Consider the following 19108-nt stretch of genomic DNA (forward strand, 5'->3'; position numbering starts at 1 on the left):
GTACTGCGTGTCCGACTTCGAAGAGACCCTCGTCCTCGTCAAGCCCGACGGCGTCGCCCGCCAGCTCACCGGTGAGATCCTCCGCCGGATCGAGGCCAAGGGCTACGAGATCGTCGACCTGAAGATGCTGACGGCGCCGCGTGACCTGCTCGACGCGCACTACGAGGAGCACCAGGGCAAGCCGTTCTTCGAGCCGCTCGTCGAGTTCATGCAGTCCGGACCCGTCGTCGCCGTGCGCGTCGCCGGCAACGGTGCGATCGCGGGCTTCCGCTCGCTCGCCGGCACCACCGACCCGACGAGTGCCGCACCCGGGACGATCCGTGGTGACCTCGGTCGTGACTGGGGCCTCAAGGTGCAGCAGAACCTGGTGCACGGCTCGGACAGCACCGAGTCCGCCGCGCGCGAGCTCGGCCTCTGGTTCGCCTGACGCCGGCGCAGTTCGCACAACGAAAAGCACACCGCACCACGGAGACCCGTGGTGCGGTGTGCTTTTGGTTGTGCGGGGGAGCGGAGCGCATCCGCGCCGAGCCGCAGACCGTCTAGTTCTTGACGGCGCCGCCGTTCTGCTCGACGAACGCGGCGAACGCGTCGGCGTCGGTCCAGGCGTTCGTACCGGTCGCGTTGTACTGCTTGCCGTTGACGATCACCGTCGGGGTGCCGGTGAGCTTGTCGAGGCTCGAGTTGGCGAGCGGCTCGGTCAGGACGCGGTTCGTGGCGTCGGCGACCCACCCGGCGAACTTCTGGTCGGTGATGCACGAGGCGACGTTCTTGTTCGTGGCCCCGGCGTCCTTGGCGATCGAAGCCAGCTTGGCGTTCGTCAGGCCGCGGGTGCCCTCTGACGGCTGGTTCTCGTAGAACGCGGTGTTCACGTCGAGGAAGGCGTCGGGGTCGTAGTTCGCGACGCAGGCGGCCGCTGCTGCCGAGCGCGTGGAGTACTTGGAGCCGAGCGAGGACCGGTCGAGCAGGTTGAACGGGTGCACCTCGAGCGTGGCAGAACCGCTCTTCACCCACTGCTTGATCTGGCTCATGTTGCCGGTCTCGAACTGGTTGCAGATCGGGCACATGTAGTCCTCGTACACGGTGATGTTCGCGACCGAGTCGTCCTGCTTGGTGGCCGTCGGCTTGCCGCCCTCGGGGATGCCCTTGGTCTCCACCGGCACGATCTTGCCGTTCTGCCCCTGCAGCACGATGCCGTCGCTCGCCATGTTCTTCGGCCCGGGGCCCGCCGGCTGGATCGAGTTCGCGATGACCAGCACGACGACGGCGACGACGGCGAGGGAGACGACGATGATGCCGCTGATCGTCAGCGTCTTGTTGCGGCGCTTGCGGGCCTTCTCCTTCGCGCGCTGGGCGGCGGCGCGCTCCCGGGCCGCGTTCCTGCGTGCCTTCTTGCTCTCGTTGTCGCTCATCGAGAACGAGCGTAACGGGTGGCGACGCGCCCGAGGGCCGCCCTGGCTGAGAAGAGTCCAGGAATCAGGTGACGTGTCACCGAGTGCGATGGGATCAGAGGGTCGACAGCACCGTCGGGAAGACGATGAGGATCGACACGGCGATCACCAGGTAGTTCGCCAGCGGGAACGCCCAGCAGAACGGCAGCAGCGTCTTCCCGATGCGCTGTGCTCCGGGGCCGAAGGTTCCGCGCGCCATGTTCCAGATCGTGAAGACCCAGAACAGCGGGATCGTCATCGACCACACGAGCATGCACCACGGGCACAGGTACCCGATGAACCAGACGGTCTGCGAGAACAGCCACGTCACGAACACCCACGCCAGGAAGAGACCGGCGTTGAACGCGATCCAGAACCACTTGGCCCCGCGGATGCCGGCGAGCAGCGCAACGCCGACCGCGATCGGAGCGACGAAGCCCATCAGGCCGAGCAGGGGGTTCGGGAACCCGAAGAGGTGACCCTGCGCGCTCGCCATCACGTTCGAGCAGTTGACGAACGGGCTGACGTCGCAGGACAGCACCGCCTGCGGGTTCTCGTACTTCTGGAACTCGTCGAGCACGAGCCGGAACGAGGCGTACAGACCCACCGCCCCCGTGACGAGCAGCAGGATCGCGATCGCGACCGGACGACGGGTGGTGGGTGCAGTCGTACTCACGCCGACATCATGACATGGCGGTCTGCGCCTTCCCGGGCCTCGCGTGCGATGATGGGGAGGTCACGCGGCCGATCCGTGTGACGACGAGAGCTTTCCGGGCGCATGCCCGGACGATCAGGCGCGGTGAGAGCGTGCCGTGACCGGACGACGCGTCACTCCGACGCCGAGCCGAGCGGAGCCGGGTGCTCCGCACGGATCGTGCGCGGACCGCATGAAGATGTCGACGCCGGACGGTCACGAACCCAGCGAGTGCGGGCGGCGGGGTCGCCGCCCGCCACAACAACAGAGTTCCCGCCGCCCCTCGGGGTGAGGGCGGGGTCGAGGAGTGCACCAGCACATGGTGGAGCAGAACGAGAACAACACGAACAACGACGAGAGCGCACCGAAGCGACGGGGCCGCCTGTTCGGCGGCCGCCGCGCACGGTCGGCCGGCAGCCTGGAGGCCCGTGGTGGCGCCCAGCCGTCGACCGACGCGGTCGAGACGGTCGCCGTCTCGGGCACCGAACCGGTCGCGCAGACCGGCACCGGTTCCGGGACAGACGCCGCGGCGGACGCGACGCCCGTGACGGACGCGAGCACCGCCTCCCGTCCGGAGACGACCGACGCTGCGACGGACACGACCAGTGAGGTCTCGGTCGAGGTCTCGGTCGCCACCGGCACGACGGACGCGCACGACGTCAGCACGCTCACCGGCGACCTGCCGGTGGTCGCGGCGGAGGCCGAGGCGACCGCGGTCGCGGAGTCCGGCGCCGACGACACGGACGCGTCCGCGGTCGTCGCCGAGCAGCCGGAAGAACCGGTGGCCGAGCCGGCCGCTGAGCCCGTCGTGCCGAAGGCGACGTCGACGCTCAGCCTGATCTTCCACGCCCCGGTCCTGCCGGAACTCCCGCAGCGTGCGGCGCGCCCCGAGCGGGACGACCGCTGGGACGACGAGGACGACCGCGACGAGCAGGGCGGTGGCAGCCGCCGCCGCACCCGTCGTCGTGGCTCGAGTGCCGACCGCGAGCCGCGTGAGCCGCGCGACCAGCAGGAGCCCCGCCGCCGCGAGGTCGAGTACATCACCGAACCGCAGAAGGTGAAGGGCTCCACCCGTCTCGAGGCGAAGAAGCAGCGCCGCCGCGACGGCCGTGACGCCGGGCGTCGTCGTCAGGTCGTGACCGAGGACGAGTTCCTCGCCCGTCGCGAGAGCGTCGACCGCCAGATGATCGTGCGCTCCTCCGCGCAGAAGATCGAGATCGGCGTCATCGAGGACAACGTCCTCGCCGAGCACTACGTCACCAAGTCACACAACGTGTCGCTCATCGGCAACGTGTACCTCGGCAAGGTCCAGAACGTGCTGCCCTCGATGGAGGCCGCGTTCGTCGACATCGGCCGCGGGCGCAACGCCGTGCTCTACGCCGGCGAGGTCGACTGGAACTCCGTCGAGACCGGCAACCACGGCCGACGCATCGAAGCCGCCCTGAAACCGGGCGACAAGGTCCTCGTGCAGGTCACGAAGGACCCCGTCGGCCACAAGGGCGCCCGTCTGACGAGCCAGGTCTCGCTGCCCGGCCGCTACCTCGTGTACGTGCCGAACGGCTCGATGAACGGCATCTCGCGGAAGCTCCCGGACACCGAGCGTGCGCGTCTGAAGAAGATCCTCAAGGAGGTGCTGCCGGAGCACGCGGGCGTCATCGTCCGCACCGCTGCCGAGGGCGCCACCGAGGAGCAGCTCACCCGCGACGTGCAGCGCCTCACCGCGCAGTGGGAGGCCATCCAGAAGAAGGTGGCGAACGGGCACGCCCCGGTCATGCTGCACTCGGAGCCGGACCTGCTCGTCAAGATCGTGCGTGACGTCTTCAACGAGGACTTCACGAAGCTGATCATCGACGGCGACGCCGCCCGCGGCACGATCGAGGAGTACCTCGACGCGGTCGCGCCGGACCTCAAGGACCGCGTCGAGATCTACGACGGCCCGGACTCCTTCGAGGAGTACCGCCTCAACGAGCAGATCGAGAAGGCGCTCGACCGCAAGGTCTGGCTGCCCTCGGGTGGTTCGCTCGTCATCGACCGTACCGAGGCCATGACGGTCGTCGACGTCAACACGGGCAAGTTCGTCGGCTCGGGTGGCAACCTCGAGGAGACCGTCACGAAGAACAACCTCGAGGCAGCCGAGGAGATCGTCCGCCAGCTCCGCCTGCGCGACATCGGCGGCATCATCGTCGTCGACTTCATCGACATGGTGCTCGAGTCGAACCGCGACCTCGTGCTGCGCCGACTCATCGAGTGCCTCAGCCGCGACCGCACGAAGCACCAGGTCGCGGAGGTCACCTCGCTCGGCCTCGTGCAGATGACCCGCAAGAAGATCGGCGTCGGGCTCCGCGAGTCCCTCGCCGAGGTCAACGCGCAGGTGAACGACAACAACGCGGACCCCGGTCCCTCCAAGGGCCGTCGCAAGGGTCGTGGCGGTTCGGGTGGCACGTCGGGCAACGGCGGGTCGAACGGCAGCAACGGCGGGTCGGGCAACGGGTCGAACGGCAACGGGTCGCACGACCAGAAGTCGTCGCAGGCGCACCAGATCACCGACGACGTCAAGAACGCGCTGTCACGGATCGCCGCGTCGACCATCCCGCACGACGAGCCCGCCGTCACCGGCGTGGCCTCGCCCGCGTCGTCGGCCTCGGCTCCTTCCGAGTCACCGGTGTCGCCCGTCGTCGCTCCGGCGGCCGAGTCGACCGAGGGCGAGTCCTCGGGTGGCGCGAAGCGTCGTCGCCGTCGTGGTGGTCGCGCGAGCTCCGAGCAGACCGCCCCGGCGTCCACCGACGGCGTGCTGACGATCCCGGCCGCCGCCTCGGCTGGTTCGACTGATTCGTCCGCTTCGGCCGATTCGTCCGCTTCGGCGGATTCGTCCGCTTCCGTCGCCGATGCGCCGGTCGCTCCCGCGGCGCCCGTCGTCGAGGCCCCGAAGGAGAGCGCGCCGACCCGTCGACGGGTGTCGTCCTCGACGCCCGTGACGCCAACGGACACCACCGTCGCGATCCTCGACATCCCCGTCGCGGTCACCAAGCGCGAGCCGCGCAAGGCCCCAGACGCCGACTCCCTGCTCGACTCGGTGCTGCAGGCGCTGCCCGAGCCGAAGCAGCCGGGTCAGGGACGCGCTCGCTCTCGTCGGGTGTCGTCGGGCAGCATCAGCGCGCCGGCCACCGCCGACGAGGGCACGACCGACGACGGCACCGTGATCCTGGGGAACTGACGGTGACGAACCCCGAGCAGCGTCCGCAGAACGACCGCGGGTACTACGGCGCCGGGTGGCAGCAGCACCAGCCGCCGCTGCCACCTCAGCAGCCCGCTGGTGCCCAGGCGCTCGGTACCGGGCCCTCCGCACCGCCGCGTCCGCCGCGGCGTGCGGGGGACCCGACCAGGGCCTTCGCGCCCGGTGCATCGGCGGCCACCGTCGCCGGTGCGGCCATCGCGGTGGTCGGACTCATCGCGATCCAGGCGGTCTCGGGGCTCGTCGGCCTGCTCGGTACGAGCATCACCGTGAGCCCGTTCCAGTCGTACGGCGGGCAGAGCGTCATCCTGAGCTTCGCGACGGGGGTGTTCCTCAGTCCGTTCCCGTTCTACGCGGGGGCGTTCCTCGGGCTCGCGTTCCTCACGCCGATCACCCGCCGGAGTCCGTTGCCGGTGGTGCTCCTCCGTGCCGTGCTCGGCGGGGCAGCCGGCACGGTGGCGCTCGCGCTCGTCGGCGTCTTCACGGGCGCGTACGGGACGATCGCCGCCGGTCCCGGACGTCTGGTCATCGACGTCGTCACGGCGCCGTTGCAGCGTGGTGTGCCCCTCACGGCGATGCTCCTCGCGACGGCGACCGTGGCATGGCTCTGGCTCGGGCGTCCACGCGGCGCGCGGCCTGGGCCGCACGCGGGCATGCCCGGCACGGTGCGCCCTGCCGACGCGGTGCCGCCCGCGACGGTGCAGCCCCCGCAGCCGTCGTCGTTCGCCCCGCAGCCCCCGCAGCAGGCGGCCCCGCAGCAGGGCCAGCAGCAGGGCCAGCCGTACCCGCAGCAGCAGCCGTACGGGCAGCAGCCGTACGGGCAGCAGCCCCCGGCGAACCCGTGGGGCCCACCGCCCGCACGCTGACGGGCTGCCGGCGCGACCACGGAACGACGCGACCGACCCGGCGGACGCGCACCGAGCCTCCAGGCCGGCGCGCCGGCGCGGTCTAGAAGACGCGCTTGTCCCGCTGCGCGACCCGCAGCCCGCTCGCGATCAGCCGCAGCACCAGCTCGCGGCCGGTGACCGGCGTCGCACCGAGTGCCACGAGCTCGTCGTACCGCGCGAGCGGCACGTCGTAGTGGTCGTGGTCGAACGCACGCCGGGGAACACCGGCCCGTGCAGCGAACTCGTGGAGTTCCGCGTACGATAGGTCACTGACGAGGTGCGACCACACGGTTTCGTGTGCGGGCCACGTCGGTGGGTCGATCAACACGGTCACTCCGACAGACTACGTGTGTCGCCGTTTGACCGGACCCATGGGCATCGAGTATTCTCGATCCCTGGTGTCAACGGGCGGTTCTGCCTGTGTCGTCGATCCCCAGTCCGACTGGGCAGATCGCGCCTGGGCACCCGAGACTTCCCTCAAGCAGAGTTACGTAAGGATTTCCACGTGGTTTACGCAGTAGTGCGCGCCGGCGGCCGTCAGGAGAAGGTCGAGGTCGGCACGATCCTCACCATCGATCGCGCCAAGGCCGATGACAAGGGCAACATCGAGCTCGCGCCCGTGCTCCTCGTGGACGGTGACAACATCACCTCCGCCGCGACCGACCTGGCCAAGGTGACCGTGACCGCCGAGGTGCTCGAGGACCTCCGCGGCAAGAAGGTCGTCATCCAGAAGTTCAAGAACAAGACCGGGTACAAGAAGCGCCAGGGTTTCCGCGCTGAGCTGACCCGCGTCAAGATCACCAAGATCGCGTAAGGGAGTCTCCTCATGGCACACAAGAAGGGTGCGAGTTCCACTCGCAACGGTCGCGACTCGAACGCACAGCGCCTCGGCGTGAAGCGCTTCGGTGGCGAGGTCGTCAACGCCGGTGAGATCATCGTCCGCCAGCGTGGCACGCACTTCCACCCGGGCGCCAACGTCGGCCGCGGTGGCGACGACACGCTGTTCGCCCTGGCTGCCGGCTCGGTCGAGTTCGGCACCAAGGGTGGCCGCAAGGTCATCAACATCGTCAACGCGTAGTACCCACCACAAGCGCTGCTGACGACATCGCCCCCGCGTGAGCGGACGGCGACGCAAGTCTCAGGAGGAGGGGCAGGCCGAGTGCCTGCCCCTCCTTCCCATTTCTACGAAAGTGTGAACAACCGATGGCGACGTTCGTCGACGACGTGATCCTGCACCTCAGCGCGGGGAACGGCGGCAACGGCTGCGTGTCCGTTCGTCGCGAGAAGTTCAAGCCACTGGCCGGCCCGGACGGCGGGAACGGTGGCGACGGTGGCGACATCGTCCTCGTGGCCGACCCGCAGGTGACGACGCTGCTCGGGTACCACCGCTCACCGCACCGCTCCAGCCGCAACGGCCAGCCGGGCATGGGCGACATGCGCAGCGGCATCTCCGGGGAGGTCCTCGAGCTGCCCGTGCCCGTCGGCACCGTGGTCTTCGAGGAGAACGGCGACCTGCTCGCCGACATGACCGAGCCCGGGATGCGCGTCGTCGTGGCCCAGGGCGGTCAGGGCGGCCTCGGCAACGCCGCACTCGCGACGACGAAGCGCAAGGCGCCGGGGTTCGCACTCCTCGGGACCGAGGGGGAGTCCGGCGACGTCCGGCTCGAGCTCAAGACCATCGCCGACGTCGCACTCGTCGGGTACCCGAGCGCCGGCAAGTCCTCGCTCATCGCCGCGGTGTCCGCCGCGAAGCCGAAGATCGCGGACTATCCGTTCACGACCCTGACCCCGAACCTCGGTGTCGTCGAGTCCGGTGAGGTCCGCTTCACCGTCGCCGACGTCCCCGGCCTGATCGAGGGTGCATCGGAGGGCAAGGGCCTCGGCCTGGAGTTCCTCCGCCACGTGGAGCGCTGCGAGGTGCTCCTGCACGTCATCGACTGCGCCACGCTCGACCCCGGTCGCGACCCGATCAGCGACCTCGACGTGCTCCTCGGTGAGCTCGAGCGCTACCCGGTGCCCGAGGGACAGGTCCCGCTCGCCGAGCGCCCCCAGCTCATCGCGCTCAACAAGGTCGACGTGCCCGACGCCGCGGAGCTCGCTGCCTTCGTCACGCCCGAACTCGAAGCGCGCGGCTACCGCGTCTTCTCGATCTCGACCGCCTCGCACCAGGGCCTCCGCGAGCTGACCTTCGCCCTCGCCGACATCGTCGAGCAGGCCAGGGCCACCGCCTCGGCCGAGCCGGTCCAGGAGCGCATCGTCATCCGCCCGAAGGCCGTCGACGCCAAGGGCGGGTTCACCGTCCGTGCCGAGGGCGGCGAGGAGCACCGCTTCTACCGCGTGCGCGGCACGAAGCCGGAGCGCTGGATCCAGCAGACCGACTTCACCAACGAGGAGGCGATCGGCTACCTGGCCGACCGGCTCGCGAAGCTCGGTGTCGAGGACGGGCTCTTCAAGGCCGGGGCCGTCGCCGGGTCGACCGTCGTGATCGGCGGCGAGGGCGGCATGGTCTTCGACTGGGAGCCGACGCTCACGTCGACCGCCGAACTCATCACGAGCGCCCGCGGGACGGATGCCCGCGTCGACATGAACATGCGTCCGACCCGCAACCAGCGGCGCGAGGAGTACTTCGAGCGCATGGACGCCAAGGCCGCCGCGCGCGCCGAACTCGAGTCGGAACGCAAGTCCGGGCTGTGGGCGGACGAGGACCCCGCGGAAGAGGACTGACCAGCACATGACCGACACGACCGACCAGACCACCCTCGGCCCCGTCACGACGCGCGAGGACATCCCGCGCGCTCGACGGATCGTGGTCAAGGTCGGGTCGTCGTCGGTCAGCGGTCCGAACACCGGGCAGATCGGTGCGCTCGTCGACGCCCTCGCCGCCGCGTACGGACGGGGCACCGAAGTCGTCCTGGTGTCGTCGGGTGCGATCGCGACGGGGTTCCCGTTCCTCGGGCTCGAGGGGCGTCCCGACGACCTCGCCACCCAGCAGGCGGCAGCGGCGACCGGGCAGAACGTGCTCATGTTCCGGTACCAGCAGCAGCTCGACCGGCACGGTGTCGTCGCGGCGCAGATCCTCCTCACCGCAGGTGACCTGCAGAACCCGACCCACCGTGTGAACGCGCAGCGGGCCATCGACCGGTTGCTGGCGCTCCGGGTGCTGCCCATCGTCAACGAGAACGACACCGTGGCCACCCACGAGATCCGCTTCGGCGACAACGACCGGCTAGCGGCCCTCGTCGCACGACTGCTCGGCGCAGACGCCCTCGTGCTGCTCTCCGACATCGAGGCGCTCTACACGCGGCCCCCTGAGCAGCCCGGTGCCGAGCGGATCGACGAGGTCCCGTTCGGCGACGAGCTCGCCGGGGTCACGTTCGGGTCCGTCGGCGCAGCGGGCGTCGGCACCGGGGGAGCGGGGACGAAGGTCGCTGCCGCCCGGCTCGCAGCGGAGGCCGGGACGTCCGTCCTGGTCACCGACACCGCGCTGGTCGCGCAGGCCCTGGCCGGCGAGCACGTGGGCACCTGGTTCCACGCGGCGCCGCGTTCCTGAGCCGGTCCGGACACCCGGACTGGAGGCTCTGGTCGACCGGTCCCGTCGGCTCGCGTCCGCCGTCATCCGGACCCGGGCAGACCTACAATCGAGCCATGTCGCTGACCGCTCCCGCACCGACCCTCTCGGACAAGCTCGTCGCGTCCCGCGCGGCGGCGGCGTCGCTGGCGACCGCCACCACTGCGGTGAAGGACGCTGCGCTCCGCGCGATCGCCGTGGCGGTCCGTGCCGCGACCGACGAGATCGTCGCGGCGAACCACGGCGACCTGGTCGCCGGTGAGGAATCCGGCCTGACCGGCGGGCTGCTCGACCGGCTGCGACTCGACCCGGCCCGCATCGAGGCCCTCGCGGCGGCGGTCGAACACGTCGTCGGACTCACCGACCCGGTCGGGCAGACGGTCCGCGGCTCGGTCCTGCCGAACGGACTGCAGCTGTCCCAGGTCCGCGTGCCGTTCGGCGTCGTCGGCGCGATCTACGAAGCACGTCCCAACGTCACCGTGGACATCGCGAGCCTGGCGCTGAAGAGCGGCAACGCCGTCGTCCTGCGGGGTGGATCAGCGGCGCAGCGCACCAACGCCGTGCTCGTCGCGCGCATCCAGGACGCCGTGGAGTCGGTCGGGTTGCCACGCGACCTCGTGCAGACCATCGACGAGTTCGGACGGCAGGGCGCCACGGAGCTGATGCGCGCCCGTGGGCTCGTCGACGTCCTCATCCCGCGGGGGAGCGCCTCGCTCATCCAGACGGTCGTGACCGAGTCCCAGGTGCCGGTGATCGAGACCGGTGCCGGCGTCGTGCACGTGTACCTGGACGAGTCAGCGCCGCTCGAACGGTCGGTGGACATCGTCCTCAACAGCAAGGTGCAGCGCCCGAGCGTGTGCAACGCGCTCGAGACCCTGCTCGTGCACCGCGGTGCGGCGGAACGCCTCCTGCCGACCCTCGCGGGACGGCTGCGCGCGGCGGGGGTCACCCTGCGCGGCGACGAGGAGACCCGTGCGATCGTGCCGGGTGTGCTCCGTGCGACGGACGTCGACTGGGCGACCGAGTCGATGGACCTCGACCTCTCGATCCGGGTCGTGCCCGACGTCGACGGTGCGATGGCGCACATCGCGAAGTGGTCGACGCACCACACCGAGTCGATCGTGACGAACGACGTCGACACCGCCGAGCGGTTCATCGCGGCCGTCGACTCCGCCGTTGTGATGGTGAACGCGTCGACGCGGTTCACCGACGGCGGGGAGTTCGGCTTCGGCGCCGAGGTGGGCATCTCGACGCAGAAGCTGCACGCACGCGGGCCGATGGGGCTGCCGGAACTGACCAGCACGAAGTGGGTCGTGCGCGGACAGGGTCAGATCCGCGGCTAGACTGGTCCGCAGTCTTCCTCGACCGATCGGAGCACCGCAGCATGACCCTCCTCGCAGAAGCCGCCGAGCACGCCTCGGGGGTCCCCGCGTTCATCTTCCCGGTCGTGGCCGCAGCGTTCTTCACGCTCCTCGGGTTCGTCACGTGGTCCTTCCGTGACGTCGCGTACCGTCACTCGAACAAGTTCGAGGCCACCCGCACGCACGAGACCGGTGTGGACGAGTTCGGCCACACGAAGATCTGACGCGCTGCTCGATGCTCGAGAGCTCGGGGCGGCCCCGCATCGGTGTGATGGGTGGCACGTTCGACCCCATCCACCACGGCCACCTCGTGGCCGCGTCCGAGGTCGCCAAGTCGTTCGACCTCGACGAGGTCGTCTTCGTCCCCACCGGACAGCCCTACATGAAGTCGGGCGTCACCGACGCGGAACACCGGTACCTGATGACGGTCATCGCGACCGCGTCCAACCCGATGTTCACGGTGAGCCGCGTGGACATCGACCGGCCGGGCCCGACCTACACGGTCGACACGCTCCGCGACCTGCACGACCAGCGGCCCGATGCGCAGCTCGTCTTCATCTCCGGCGCAGACGCCGTCCAGCAGATTGTCGACTGGAAAGACCATGATGGTCTCTGGGACCTCGCGCACTTCGTCGCCGTGACCCGCCCGGGGCACAACCTGAGCATCACCGGTCTGCCCGAACGCGACGTAAGCTTGCTCGAAGTCCCCGCGCTGGCCATATCGTCGACCGACTGCCGCGACCGGGTGAGACGCGGAAACCCCGTGTGGTACTTGGTCCCCGACGGTGTCGTCCAGTACATCACCAAGCACCACCTGTATCGGAGCGTTGCATGAGTCCGTCCGACGCGCAGCCGCCACTGTCGCGGCGCCAGGCGCGCGAGCGTGAGCGCGCGGCGAACGCCGGCGCGCAGCCCGTGACCCCGCCGCCGACCGTGGCTTCGGAGCCCGTCTCCTCGGGGACCACTTCCTCGGACACGCCGACGTCGGCCGACGCCGGGCGTCGTCGCCCGGGGTCGCACGTCGCACCCGCGGCCGCCGCACCCGTCCAGGCGCCCTCCTCTTCCGCGGTCCCGCCGCAGGCGTCGGCCGGGGTCCCGTCGCCGCCACCGGCGTCCGCGACCGAGATCGTGCCGGGTACCGGCGGACTGACCCGTCGGCAGATCCGCCAGATGCGTGCGGCCGAGGGGCAGGGCGTCCGTCCCGTCCCGCTGCAGAACCCCACGCCACAGTCCTCCGACCGCACCGTGCAGGACGTCATCGGGACCGTCGGTTCCCTGTCGCCCGACGAGCGTGCGGCAGCGCCGACCGCTCCGTCCGGGTTCGCCGGGTCGAACGCGCCGGTCACATCCGCCACGGACGACGAGCCCGGAGCCGTTCCGGAGTCGTCCGGTCCGACCCAGCTCGACCCGGCCGCCGTCGAGCAGGCCACCTCCGCCGACGGCTCGCCCGACGACCTCGAACCCCTGGACGAAGCCGCCGCGCACGCCGAGGAGCCGCGCCGCCACCGCTCGACGTGGGCACCGCAGGCGGACGCCGACGACACCCCCGAGGCGCAGCCGGTCGATGACATCGTCGCTCCGGCGGACGAGCAGCCAGCTGCCTCGGCCCCCGGCGTCTTCCCGCTCTCGCTCGACGCAGACGACGACGACACGAACGAGGTCCCGATCCAGTCGCCCGAGGCGCAGGACGGATCGACCTCGCAGGACGAGCCCACGCCGGCGCCCGCCGGCTCCGCCTTCCGTCGCCCGGTCGAGCCGAAGCCCGTCACCACCGCGTTCGAGGCGCCGACGGGGCACTGGTCCACCCAGGCACACGACTCGCACGACGCCGAGGTGCACGACGAGGAGACCGGCACCCGCCGTGTCGCCGAGACGCGCACCAACGCGCTGATCCTGCCGAACTCCGCCCTCGCGGACCCGACCGGTGCGCTGAACGCCACAGGCGAGGTCATCCTCACCGGCTCGATCGACCTGCCGGCATCGCTGTCCTCGACCGGGTCGCACCGGCCGATCGACGGCGCCGAGGTCGACCGCCTGCTCGACCAGCACGACGAGCAGCCCGAGACCGATGCCAGCCCCGTCCGGGCGAGCCGTGCGGTGTCGAGCCACACCTCGACCCGCCAGGTGGTGCTCGCCGCCGCGAAGCCCAAGGAGTCGCGCACGCCGCTCATCCTCGGCATCACCGTGACCGCTGTCGGCGTGGCTGCGGCGACCGTGATCGTCGTCGCCCTCGTGACGACGAACTTCTTCGGGTCCTGACGTCCACCGTCGGGTACCCACCCCTCGCCGCCGTCGGTGGTGTGACCTATGATCGTGTCCCATCCGGCGGAAGTGTCGGATGACAACCGGAAGGACTCCGTGACCGCCTCTCCTCGCGCACTGGAACTCGTACAGATCGCCGCCGGCGCCGCTGACGCCAAGCAGGCAGACGACCTCGTCGCGCTCGACGTGACCGGGCCCCTGCAGCTCACCGACGTGTTCCTCCTGGCCACCGGGCGCAACGAGCGCAACGTGATGGCCATCGCGGACGAGGTCGAGGACCGGATGCTCCAGGCCGGCGCGAAGACCCTGCGTCGGGAAGGCCGGAGCGAGGGCCGCTGGGTCCTCATCGACTTCGGCGACGTCGTCGTGCACGTCTTCCACGAAGAAGACCGTCAGTACTACTCGCTCGAGCGCCTCTGGTCGGACTGCCCGACCATCCCGCTCGAGATCCCGGCAGAGCACACCGCGTAGTCCCGTCTCCGACGCGCCCGGGGTCCCGCCTCGATTTCGCTCCCCGGGTCGCGCATGGTGTACGCTGCACTGGTGCCTCCGGGAAGTCGGAGAAACGAAATGGGTCTGTGGCGCAGCTGGTAGCGCACCTGCATGGCATGCAGGGGGTCAGGGGTTCGAGTCCCCTCAGATCCACCACCGAAGCCCCGCTCTCCACAGGAGAGCGGGGCTTCTTCGTTGTGTTCTGCGCGCCCACTACGCTGATCGCATGAGCAACGACGCCCCGCTGTCCGGTTCGCAGCTGACCATCTCGGCCGCCGGCTACACCGCCGAGATCGCGACGGTGGGAGCGACCCTCCGCTCGCTCCAGCACCGCGGCCGCGACCTGGTCGTGCCGTTCGCCGCCGACGAGGTCCGTCCGGTGTTCCGTGGCGCCGTCCTCGCGCCGTGGCCGAACCGGGTCGTCGACGGCCGCTACACCTTCGACGGACAGGAGCACGAGCTGGCCCTGTCCGAACCCGCACGCGGGCACGCGCTGCACGGCCTCGTCGGGTGGACCGACTTCGCCGTCGCGCTCCACGAGCCGGACCGCGTCGTCCTGATGACGACGATCGCGCCGCAGGCCGGGTACCCGTTCCGCGTCGTGGTCCACGTCGAGTACCGGCTCGACGCCGGGGGACTGCGCACGACGATCACGGGGAAGAACACCGGGGACGATCGTGCGCCGTGGGGGACCGGTCCGCACCCGTACCTGAGCGCGGGCGAGGGGACCGTGGACGACTGGACGCTGGCGCTGCCGGCGGCCGAGGTCCTCGAGGTCACCGCGGACCGGCTGATCCCGACGGCGCTCGTCCCCGTGCACGACGAGTTCGACCTCAGGACCCCGACCGCGATCGGCCCGCGGTTCGTCGACCACGCCTTCACCGGCTTCGACCGCGACGCCGATGGCACCGCGACGATCGCGCTGACCGCCGCGGACGGACACGGCGTCCGGGTGACGTTCGGGCCGGAGTGCCCGTGGGTCCAGGTGCACACCGCCGACCACGTCGTCCCCGAGTACCACCGCGCCGGTCTCGCCGTCGAGCCGATGACCGGTGCGCCCGACGCCTTCAACGCGGGCACCGAGCGCGGGCTCGTCGTGCTCGACCCCGGTGCCGCACACTCCGCCGCATGGACGATCGCCGCGATCTGACCTCGGGAGCCGGTTCCCCGCGCATCGAGATCCGGCAGCTCGACGGCGTCGACCCGGTGTCGTTCGCCGGCACGCTCCGGGGCGACGTCGTCTGGCTGGACTCCTCGGTGCCCGCCGGGGCGCCGGACAGCGCGCGGGACCGGGCACGCTGGTCGGTCCTCGCGCCGTGTGATGGCGCGTTCACCGCCCGGTTCCGGCACCAGGACCGGCGTGCGCACCTCGACGTGTCCATGCCGCTCCTGGCATGGTTCGGCGCGTCCCGCTCCGAGGACCGTCCGGCCTTCGACGTCCTCGCGGACCTGCTCGCGCTGACGCCCCGACTCGCCGAGCCGTTCCCGGGGCTGGGGTTCGCGCTCGGGTGGGTCGGGTTCCTCGGCTACGAGCTCGGTCGTGAGTCCGGCGGTCCCGACCGCACCGCGGACGGACACGCGGACGCGGACCTGCGGTTCGTCGACCGCGCCGTCGTCGTCCGCGACGACGGTGCGGCATGGGCGCTCGCGCTCGTCGACGACGCGGAACCGGACGCGTCGGCGGCGAACCGGGCATGGCTCGAGACGGTGGCGGACGGCGGACCGGCGGCCGACGTTCGGGACGTGCCCCCGAGCCTCCCGTCCGGTCCGGCGAGCGGCCGCGTGTCGCGCGCCGCCTACGAGACCGCGGTCGAGGCGTGCCGCGCCGAGATCCGCGACGGCAACGCGTTCCAGGTCTGCCTCACCACCGCCTTCTCGGTGCCTGGCACCGGACGGGAGGCCCTGGCTGGTCCCGGTACGGACCCGCACCTGGTCGAGTACCTGCGGATGCGCGCGGCGGACCCCGTCCCGTTCGGTGCGTACCTGCGGCTCGGCCCGCTGCGCGTGGCCAGCAGGTCGCCGGAGCGGTTCCTGCGGATCGGCGCGGACGGCAGGGTGCTCGCCGAGCCGATCAAGGGGACCAGGCGGCGGCTCACGGACCCCGAGGCGGACCCCGCGGCAGATCTCGCGATGCGGGACGAGCTCGCGGCGAGCGTCAAGGACCGCGCGGAGAACGTGATGATCGTCGACCTGCTGCGGAACGACCTGCTCCGCACGGCGGTGCCGGGTTCGGTGCACGTCGACCGGCTGTGCGCGGTCGAGACGTACGCGAGCGTCCACCAGATGGTCTCGACGATCGGTGCCGTGTTGCCGGAGGGCGTGTCGCGGGCGGACGTGGTCCGTGCGGCCTTCCCGCCGGGTTCGATGACCGGTGCGCCGAAGACCAGCGCGATGGCGATCGCATCGCGGCTCGAAGGCGGGCCGCGCGGGGTGTACTCCGGGGCGATCGGGTACTTCTCGGCGAGCGGGGCGGTGGATCTGTCGGTGGTGATCCGCACACTGGTGACGGTGCTCGACGACTGTGGTGCTGCCGGGTCGCGGACTGCGGTCCGGTCGCGGACGCTCGGCGCCGGGGGAGCGGTGACGTGGTCCTCGGTCGCCGGTGACGAGGCGGACGAGGCCCTGACGAAGACCCGGTCGGTGCTCGGCAGCATGGGGGTCGTCGCCGACTGGTAGCCGCCCGAGTCATGTTCGAAGACGTGTTCGAATCATTGTCCACAGAATGTCGGTCCCGATTGACATCATCGAACACGTGTTCGAACATGATGTGATGCAGACGGCGGCGGCACTCCGGTCGCCCGGGGCTCGCGCACCGCGCCCCGGGCGGGACGGTGCTGCGCGTGGGGCTGACCACATCGCTGATGCGCGGGCGGCGCTCGACCGGATCACGTCCCTGCGGTCGCGGGTCGCCGACATGGAAGCCACGCGTGTCGACACCGCGGGGCTCCCCACCGCCCCGGCGCTCGAGCCGCTGCTGCCCGGCGGGGCGATCCGTGTGGGCGGGACCTACGCCGTGCCGGAGTCCGTCCTGCTCGCGATGACCATGCTGCAGGCGGCCTCGGCGGCGGGGGCGTGGTGCGCCGTCGTGGGCGTGCCGTCCTTCGGCGTCGAGGCAGCAGCTGCCGCCGGCATCGACCTCGAACGACTCGTGCTCGTGCCGGACCCCGGCGACCAGTGGCTCGCGGTGACCTCCGCGATGGCCGACGTCGCGCAGATCGTGCTCACCCGCCCACTCGGGCGGGTGGTGCCAGGTGACGTCGCACGGCTCTCCGCGCGGCTGCGGCAGCGCGGTGCGGCACTGGTCGCGCTCGGTTCCTGGCCGGGTGCCGACGTCACGCTGCGGGTGACGTCGTCGTCGTGGAGCGGTATCGGGCAGGGACACGGGCACCTGACGGAGCGACGTGCCACCGTGACCGCGACCGGTCGAGCCGGTGCAGTGCGTCCGGTCAGCGCCGAGCTGCTGCTCCCGGCGGCGGACGGCGTCGTGCGGGCAGCGGTCCAGGCGCCGGTGGCGCTCCCCGGCGACACGCGTGGCTTCCGCCCCGTGGCGGTGGCGTCGTGATCGGGCGCGGGCGGGTCCGTGCCGACGCACTCGTCCGGGGCGCCGCGATGCCGGAGCCCCCACCCACCAGGACGATCGTGCTCTGGTGCCCCGACTGGCCGGTCATCGCCGCGGCCCGTGCAGCAGGGGTGCCGCCGGAACAGCCCTTCGCCGTGGTGTCGAAGGGGCAGGTCTTCGCGAGTTCGGCCTCGGCCAGGCAGTCAGGCGTCGTGCGCGGACTCCGCGTGCGCGAAGCTCAGGCGCGCTGCCCGGAGCTCGTCGTGCAGCCGTACGACGACGGCCTCGACCACCGCGCGTTCGAGCCGGTCATTCGCGCGGTCGAAGCGGCGGTCCCCGGGGTCGAGGTCCTGCGACCGGGCACCGTCGCGCTGCGCTCCCGTGGCCCGGCGCGCTACTACGGCGGCGAGCGGGCAGCGGCGGCGACCCTCGCGGGCATCGCGGCGGACCACGGTGCCCCCGCGGTGCGTGCCGGGGTGGCGGACACACCGTTCGCGGCGGACCAGGCGGCACGTGCCCGGCCGGTCCGCCCGGGGGAGCGCGTCCGGATCGTGCCCGTCGACGGCTCGGCGGAGTTCCTCGCCGACCTGCCGCTCGGTGTCCTCGGCGACGCCGACCTCGCGATGGTGCTCGGGCGGCTCGGCATCGCCACCCTCGGGGAGTTCGCCGCGTTCACCGATGAGCAGGTCCGCGACCGGTTCGGGGTCGCCGGCGCGTTCCTGCACCGGCTCGCGGGCGGACGCGACCCGCGGGAGATCTCGTCGCGGCCGGTCCCGCCCGAACTCCGGGTGGAAGCCGCGTTCGAGCCGCCGCTCGACCGTGCCGACCAGATCGCGTTCGCGTTCCGGCGGACGGCAGACGACTTCGCCGCCCGGCTCCGTGCCGCGGGGCTCGTCGCGACGACCATCCGCGTCGGCATCGTCGACGAGCGGGACATCCTGCTCGAACGCACGTGGGCGCACCCGCGCTGGTTCGACGCCGCCGACGTGGTCGACCGGGTGCGCTGGCAGCTCGCCGGCGGTGTCGACCCGACCGGGCTCGAAGCCCCCGTGACCTCGGTCGTGCTCGAACCGGTCGCGGTCGACGACATGGCGAACCACGAGCGCGGGCTGTGGGGGTCCGGGCCGGACGAACGCGTGCACCACGGCCTCGCCCGCGTGCAGGGCATGGTCGGTCACGACGGGGTGGTGACGCCGCGCGTCGGTGGTGGCCGCACCCTGTCCGAGCGGGTCGTGCTCGTGCCGTGGGGCGATGCTCCCGCCGCCGACCTCGCGTCCGTCGCCGACCGTCCCTGGCCGGGCAAGCTGCCGGGGCCACCGCCGGCGACGGTGCTCGAACGACCGCGTCCGGTGGACGTGGTGGCGTCGGACGGCGGCAGCGTCGACGTCGACGACCGCGGGGTGCTCTCCGGAGCGCCGGAGCGGTTCCGCGCCGAGGCGGACCGCGGTGGCCGGTTCGCCCCGGTCACGGCGTGGGCGGGGCCGTGGCCGCTCGTCGTGCGCTGGTGGGACGCCGGCGGACGACGACTGCACCGGCTGCAGCTCGTCGACGCGGAGGGACGCGCCTGGTACCTCGTGCTGGCGGACCACCGGTGGTGGGCGGAAGCGGTGGCGACGTGAGCGGGGG

General features: G+C 71.4%; 19 protein-coding genes and 1 tRNA gene. 17 read left to right on the top strand and 3 right to left on the bottom strand.

All coding sequences use genetic code 11. The features are described 5' to 3' along the window. The first annotated feature begins 7 nt into the window (after nt 1–7). On the top strand, nt 8–427 hold the full coding sequence (gene ndk, locus ACIPJ2_RS13480; protein ID WP_281267377.1) for a nucleoside-diphosphate kinase: 420 nt from the start codon (nt 8–10) through the stop codon (nt 425–427). A 112-nt stretch (nt 428–539) separates the two neighbouring features. Here the strand turns inward: ndk and ACIPJ2_RS13485 are convergent, their stop codons facing one another. Together ACIPJ2_RS13485 and ACIPJ2_RS13490 are read right to left on the bottom strand one after the other, a co-directional pair. After that, nucleotides 540–1409, bottom strand: a complete 870-nt coding sequence (locus tag ACIPJ2_RS13485; protein ID WP_402729240.1) for a DsbA family protein — start codon at nt 1407–1409, stop codon at nt 540–542. 94 nt (nt 1410–1503) lie between these two features. Next, a complete protein-coding gene (locus ACIPJ2_RS13490) occupies nt 1504–2103 on the bottom strand; it encodes a vitamin K epoxide reductase family protein (protein WP_281267379.1) in 600 nt (199 codons plus the stop codon). Between the two features lie 337 nt (nt 2104–2440). Between ACIPJ2_RS13490 and ACIPJ2_RS13495 the strand changes: the two genes are divergently transcribed. Together ACIPJ2_RS13495 and ACIPJ2_RS13500 are read left to right on the top strand one after the other, a co-directional pair. Then, complete coding sequence (locus ACIPJ2_RS13495; protein ID WP_402729241.1) at nt 2441–5335, top strand: Rne/Rng family ribonuclease; 2895 nt, start codon at nt 2441–2443, stop codon at nt 5333–5335. Nucleotides 5336–5337: 2 nt separating this feature from the next. Continuing rightward, complete coding sequence (locus ACIPJ2_RS13500; RefSeq protein ID WP_402729242.1) at nt 5338–6219, top strand: hypothetical protein; 882 nt, start codon at nt 5338–5340, stop codon at nt 6217–6219. 82 nt (nt 6220–6301) lie between these two features. Here the strand turns inward: ACIPJ2_RS13500 and ACIPJ2_RS13505 are convergent, their stop codons facing one another. After that, complete coding sequence (locus tag ACIPJ2_RS13505; RefSeq protein ID WP_281267382.1) at nt 6302–6574, bottom strand: DUF4031 domain-containing protein; 273 nt, start codon at nt 6572–6574, stop codon at nt 6302–6304. Between the two features lie 171 nt (nt 6575–6745). Between ACIPJ2_RS13505 and rplU the strand changes: the two genes are divergently transcribed. The 14 genes from rplU to ACIPJ2_RS13575 all read left to right on the top strand — a co-directional run bounded on the left by rplU (nt 6746) and on the right by ACIPJ2_RS13575 (nt 19101). Further along, nucleotides 6746–7054: a 50S ribosomal protein L21 gene (gene rplU / locus ACIPJ2_RS13510; protein ID WP_281267383.1), complete on the top strand. Its 309-nt coding sequence runs from the start codon at nt 6746–6748 to the stop codon at nt 7052–7054. Between the two features lie 12 nt (nt 7055–7066). Further along, complete coding sequence (rpmA, locus tag ACIPJ2_RS13515; RefSeq protein ID WP_071298800.1) at nt 7067–7318, top strand: 50S ribosomal protein L27; 252 nt, start codon at nt 7067–7069, stop codon at nt 7316–7318. Nucleotides 7319–7443: 125 nt separating this feature from the next. Then, a complete protein-coding gene (gene obgE, locus ACIPJ2_RS13520; RefSeq protein ID WP_281267384.1) occupies nt 7444–8964 on the top strand; it encodes a GTPase ObgE in 1521 nt (506 codons plus the stop codon). Nucleotides 8965–8971: 7 nt separating this feature from the next. Continuing rightward, a complete protein-coding gene (gene proB / locus ACIPJ2_RS13525; protein ID WP_402729243.1) occupies nt 8972–9790 on the top strand; it encodes a glutamate 5-kinase in 819 nt (272 codons plus the stop codon). 95 nt (nt 9791–9885) lie between these two features. Further along, nucleotides 9886–11151 carry a glutamate-5-semialdehyde dehydrogenase gene (locus tag ACIPJ2_RS13530; protein ID WP_402729244.1) on the top strand — a complete coding sequence of 422 codons (1266 nt, stop codon included), beginning with the start codon at nt 9886–9888 and terminating at the stop codon, nt 11149–11151. Nucleotides 11152–11192: 41 nt separating this feature from the next. Next, on the top strand, nt 11193–11393 hold the full coding sequence (locus ACIPJ2_RS13535; RefSeq protein WP_281267387.1) for a hypothetical protein: 201 nt from the start codon (nt 11193–11195) through the stop codon (nt 11391–11393). A gap of 11 nt (nt 11394–11404) precedes the next feature. Next, nucleotides 11405–12004 (top strand): nicotinate-nucleotide adenylyltransferase, encoded by a 600-nt coding sequence (nadD, locus tag ACIPJ2_RS13540; protein WP_281267388.1) that lies wholly within the window; start codon nt 11405–11407, stop codon nt 12002–12004. Beyond that, nucleotides 12001–13428, top strand: coding sequence for a hypothetical protein (locus tag ACIPJ2_RS13545; RefSeq protein WP_402729245.1), 1428 nt, complete (start codon nt 12001–12003; stop codon nt 13426–13428). The genes nadD and ACIPJ2_RS13545 overlap by 4 nt, the downstream gene beginning before the upstream one ends. Nucleotides 13429–13527: 99 nt before the next feature. Then, nucleotides 13528–13902: a ribosome silencing factor gene (gene rsfS, locus ACIPJ2_RS13550; protein ID WP_281267390.1), complete on the top strand. Its 375-nt coding sequence runs from the start codon at nt 13528–13530 to the stop codon at nt 13900–13902. A 101-nt stretch (nt 13903–14003) separates the two neighbouring features. Further along, nucleotides 14004–14079, top strand: a tRNA-Ala gene (locus tag ACIPJ2_RS13555). A gap of 70 nt (nt 14080–14149) precedes the next feature. Then, on the top strand, nt 14150–15073 hold the full coding sequence (locus ACIPJ2_RS13560) for an aldose 1-epimerase family protein (RefSeq protein ID WP_402729246.1): 924 nt from the start codon (nt 14150–14152) through the stop codon (nt 15071–15073). Next, nucleotides 15052–16599: an anthranilate synthase component I family protein gene (locus ACIPJ2_RS13565; protein ID WP_402729247.1), complete on the top strand. Its 1548-nt coding sequence runs from the start codon at nt 15052–15054 to the stop codon at nt 16597–16599. The genes ACIPJ2_RS13560 and ACIPJ2_RS13565 overlap by 22 nt, the downstream gene beginning before the upstream one ends. Before the next feature lie 76 nt (nt 16600–16675). After that, on the top strand, nt 16676–17485 hold the full coding sequence (locus tag ACIPJ2_RS13570; RefSeq protein WP_402729248.1) for a hypothetical protein: 810 nt from the start codon (nt 16676–16678) through the stop codon (nt 17483–17485). A gap of 47 nt (nt 17486–17532) precedes the next feature. Continuing rightward, nucleotides 17533–19101: a DNA polymerase Y family protein gene (locus ACIPJ2_RS13575; protein WP_402729249.1), complete on the top strand. Its 1569-nt coding sequence runs from the start codon at nt 17533–17535 to the stop codon at nt 19099–19101. Nucleotides 19102–19108: the final 7 nt, after the last annotated feature.

This window comes from Curtobacterium sp. NPDC090217, assembly GCF_044746705.1.
GTDB lineage: Bacteria > Actinomycetota > Actinomycetes > Actinomycetales > Microbacteriaceae > Curtobacterium.

Bases quoted from the DNA above. Each gene is read 5' to 3' on its own strand.
- ACIPJ2_RS13565 (WP_402729247.1), top strand. From the start codon at position 15,052: ATGGACGATCGCCGCGATCTGACCTCGGGAGCCGGTTCCCCGCGCATC.
- obgE (WP_281267384.1), top strand. From the start codon at position 7,444: ATGGCGACGTTCGTCGACGACGTGATCCTGCACCTCAGCGCGGGGAAC.
- proB (WP_402729243.1), top strand. From the start codon at position 8,972: ATGACCGACACGACCGACCAGACCACCCTCGGCCCCGTCACGACGCGC.
- ACIPJ2_RS13545 (WP_402729245.1), top strand. From the start codon at position 12,001: ATGAGTCCGTCCGACGCGCAGCCGCCACTGTCGCGGCGCCAGGCGCGC.
- ACIPJ2_RS13530 (WP_402729244.1), top strand. From the start codon at position 9,886: ATGTCGCTGACCGCTCCCGCACCGACCCTCTCGGACAAGCTCGTCGCG.
- nadD (WP_281267388.1), top strand. From the start codon at position 11,405: ATGCTCGAGAGCTCGGGGCGGCCCCGCATCGGTGTGATGGGTGGCACG.
- rpmA (WP_071298800.1), top strand. From the start codon at position 7,067: ATGGCACACAAGAAGGGTGCGAGTTCCACTCGCAACGGTCGCGACTCG.
- ACIPJ2_RS13495 (WP_402729241.1), top strand. From the start codon at position 2,441: ATGGTGGAGCAGAACGAGAACAACACGAACAACGACGAGAGCGCACCG.
- ACIPJ2_RS13575 (WP_402729249.1), top strand. From the start codon at position 17,533: ATGCCGGAGCCCCCACCCACCAGGACGATCGTGCTCTGGTGCCCCGAC.
- ACIPJ2_RS13535 (WP_281267387.1), top strand. From the start codon at position 11,193: ATGACCCTCCTCGCAGAAGCCGCCGAGCACGCCTCGGGGGTCCCCGCG.
- ACIPJ2_RS13560 (WP_402729246.1), top strand. From the start codon at position 14,150: ATGAGCAACGACGCCCCGCTGTCCGGTTCGCAGCTGACCATCTCGGCC.
- ACIPJ2_RS13485 (WP_402729240.1), bottom strand. From the start codon at position 1,409: ATGAGCGACAACGAGAGCAAGAAGGCACGCAGGAACGCGGCCCGGGAG.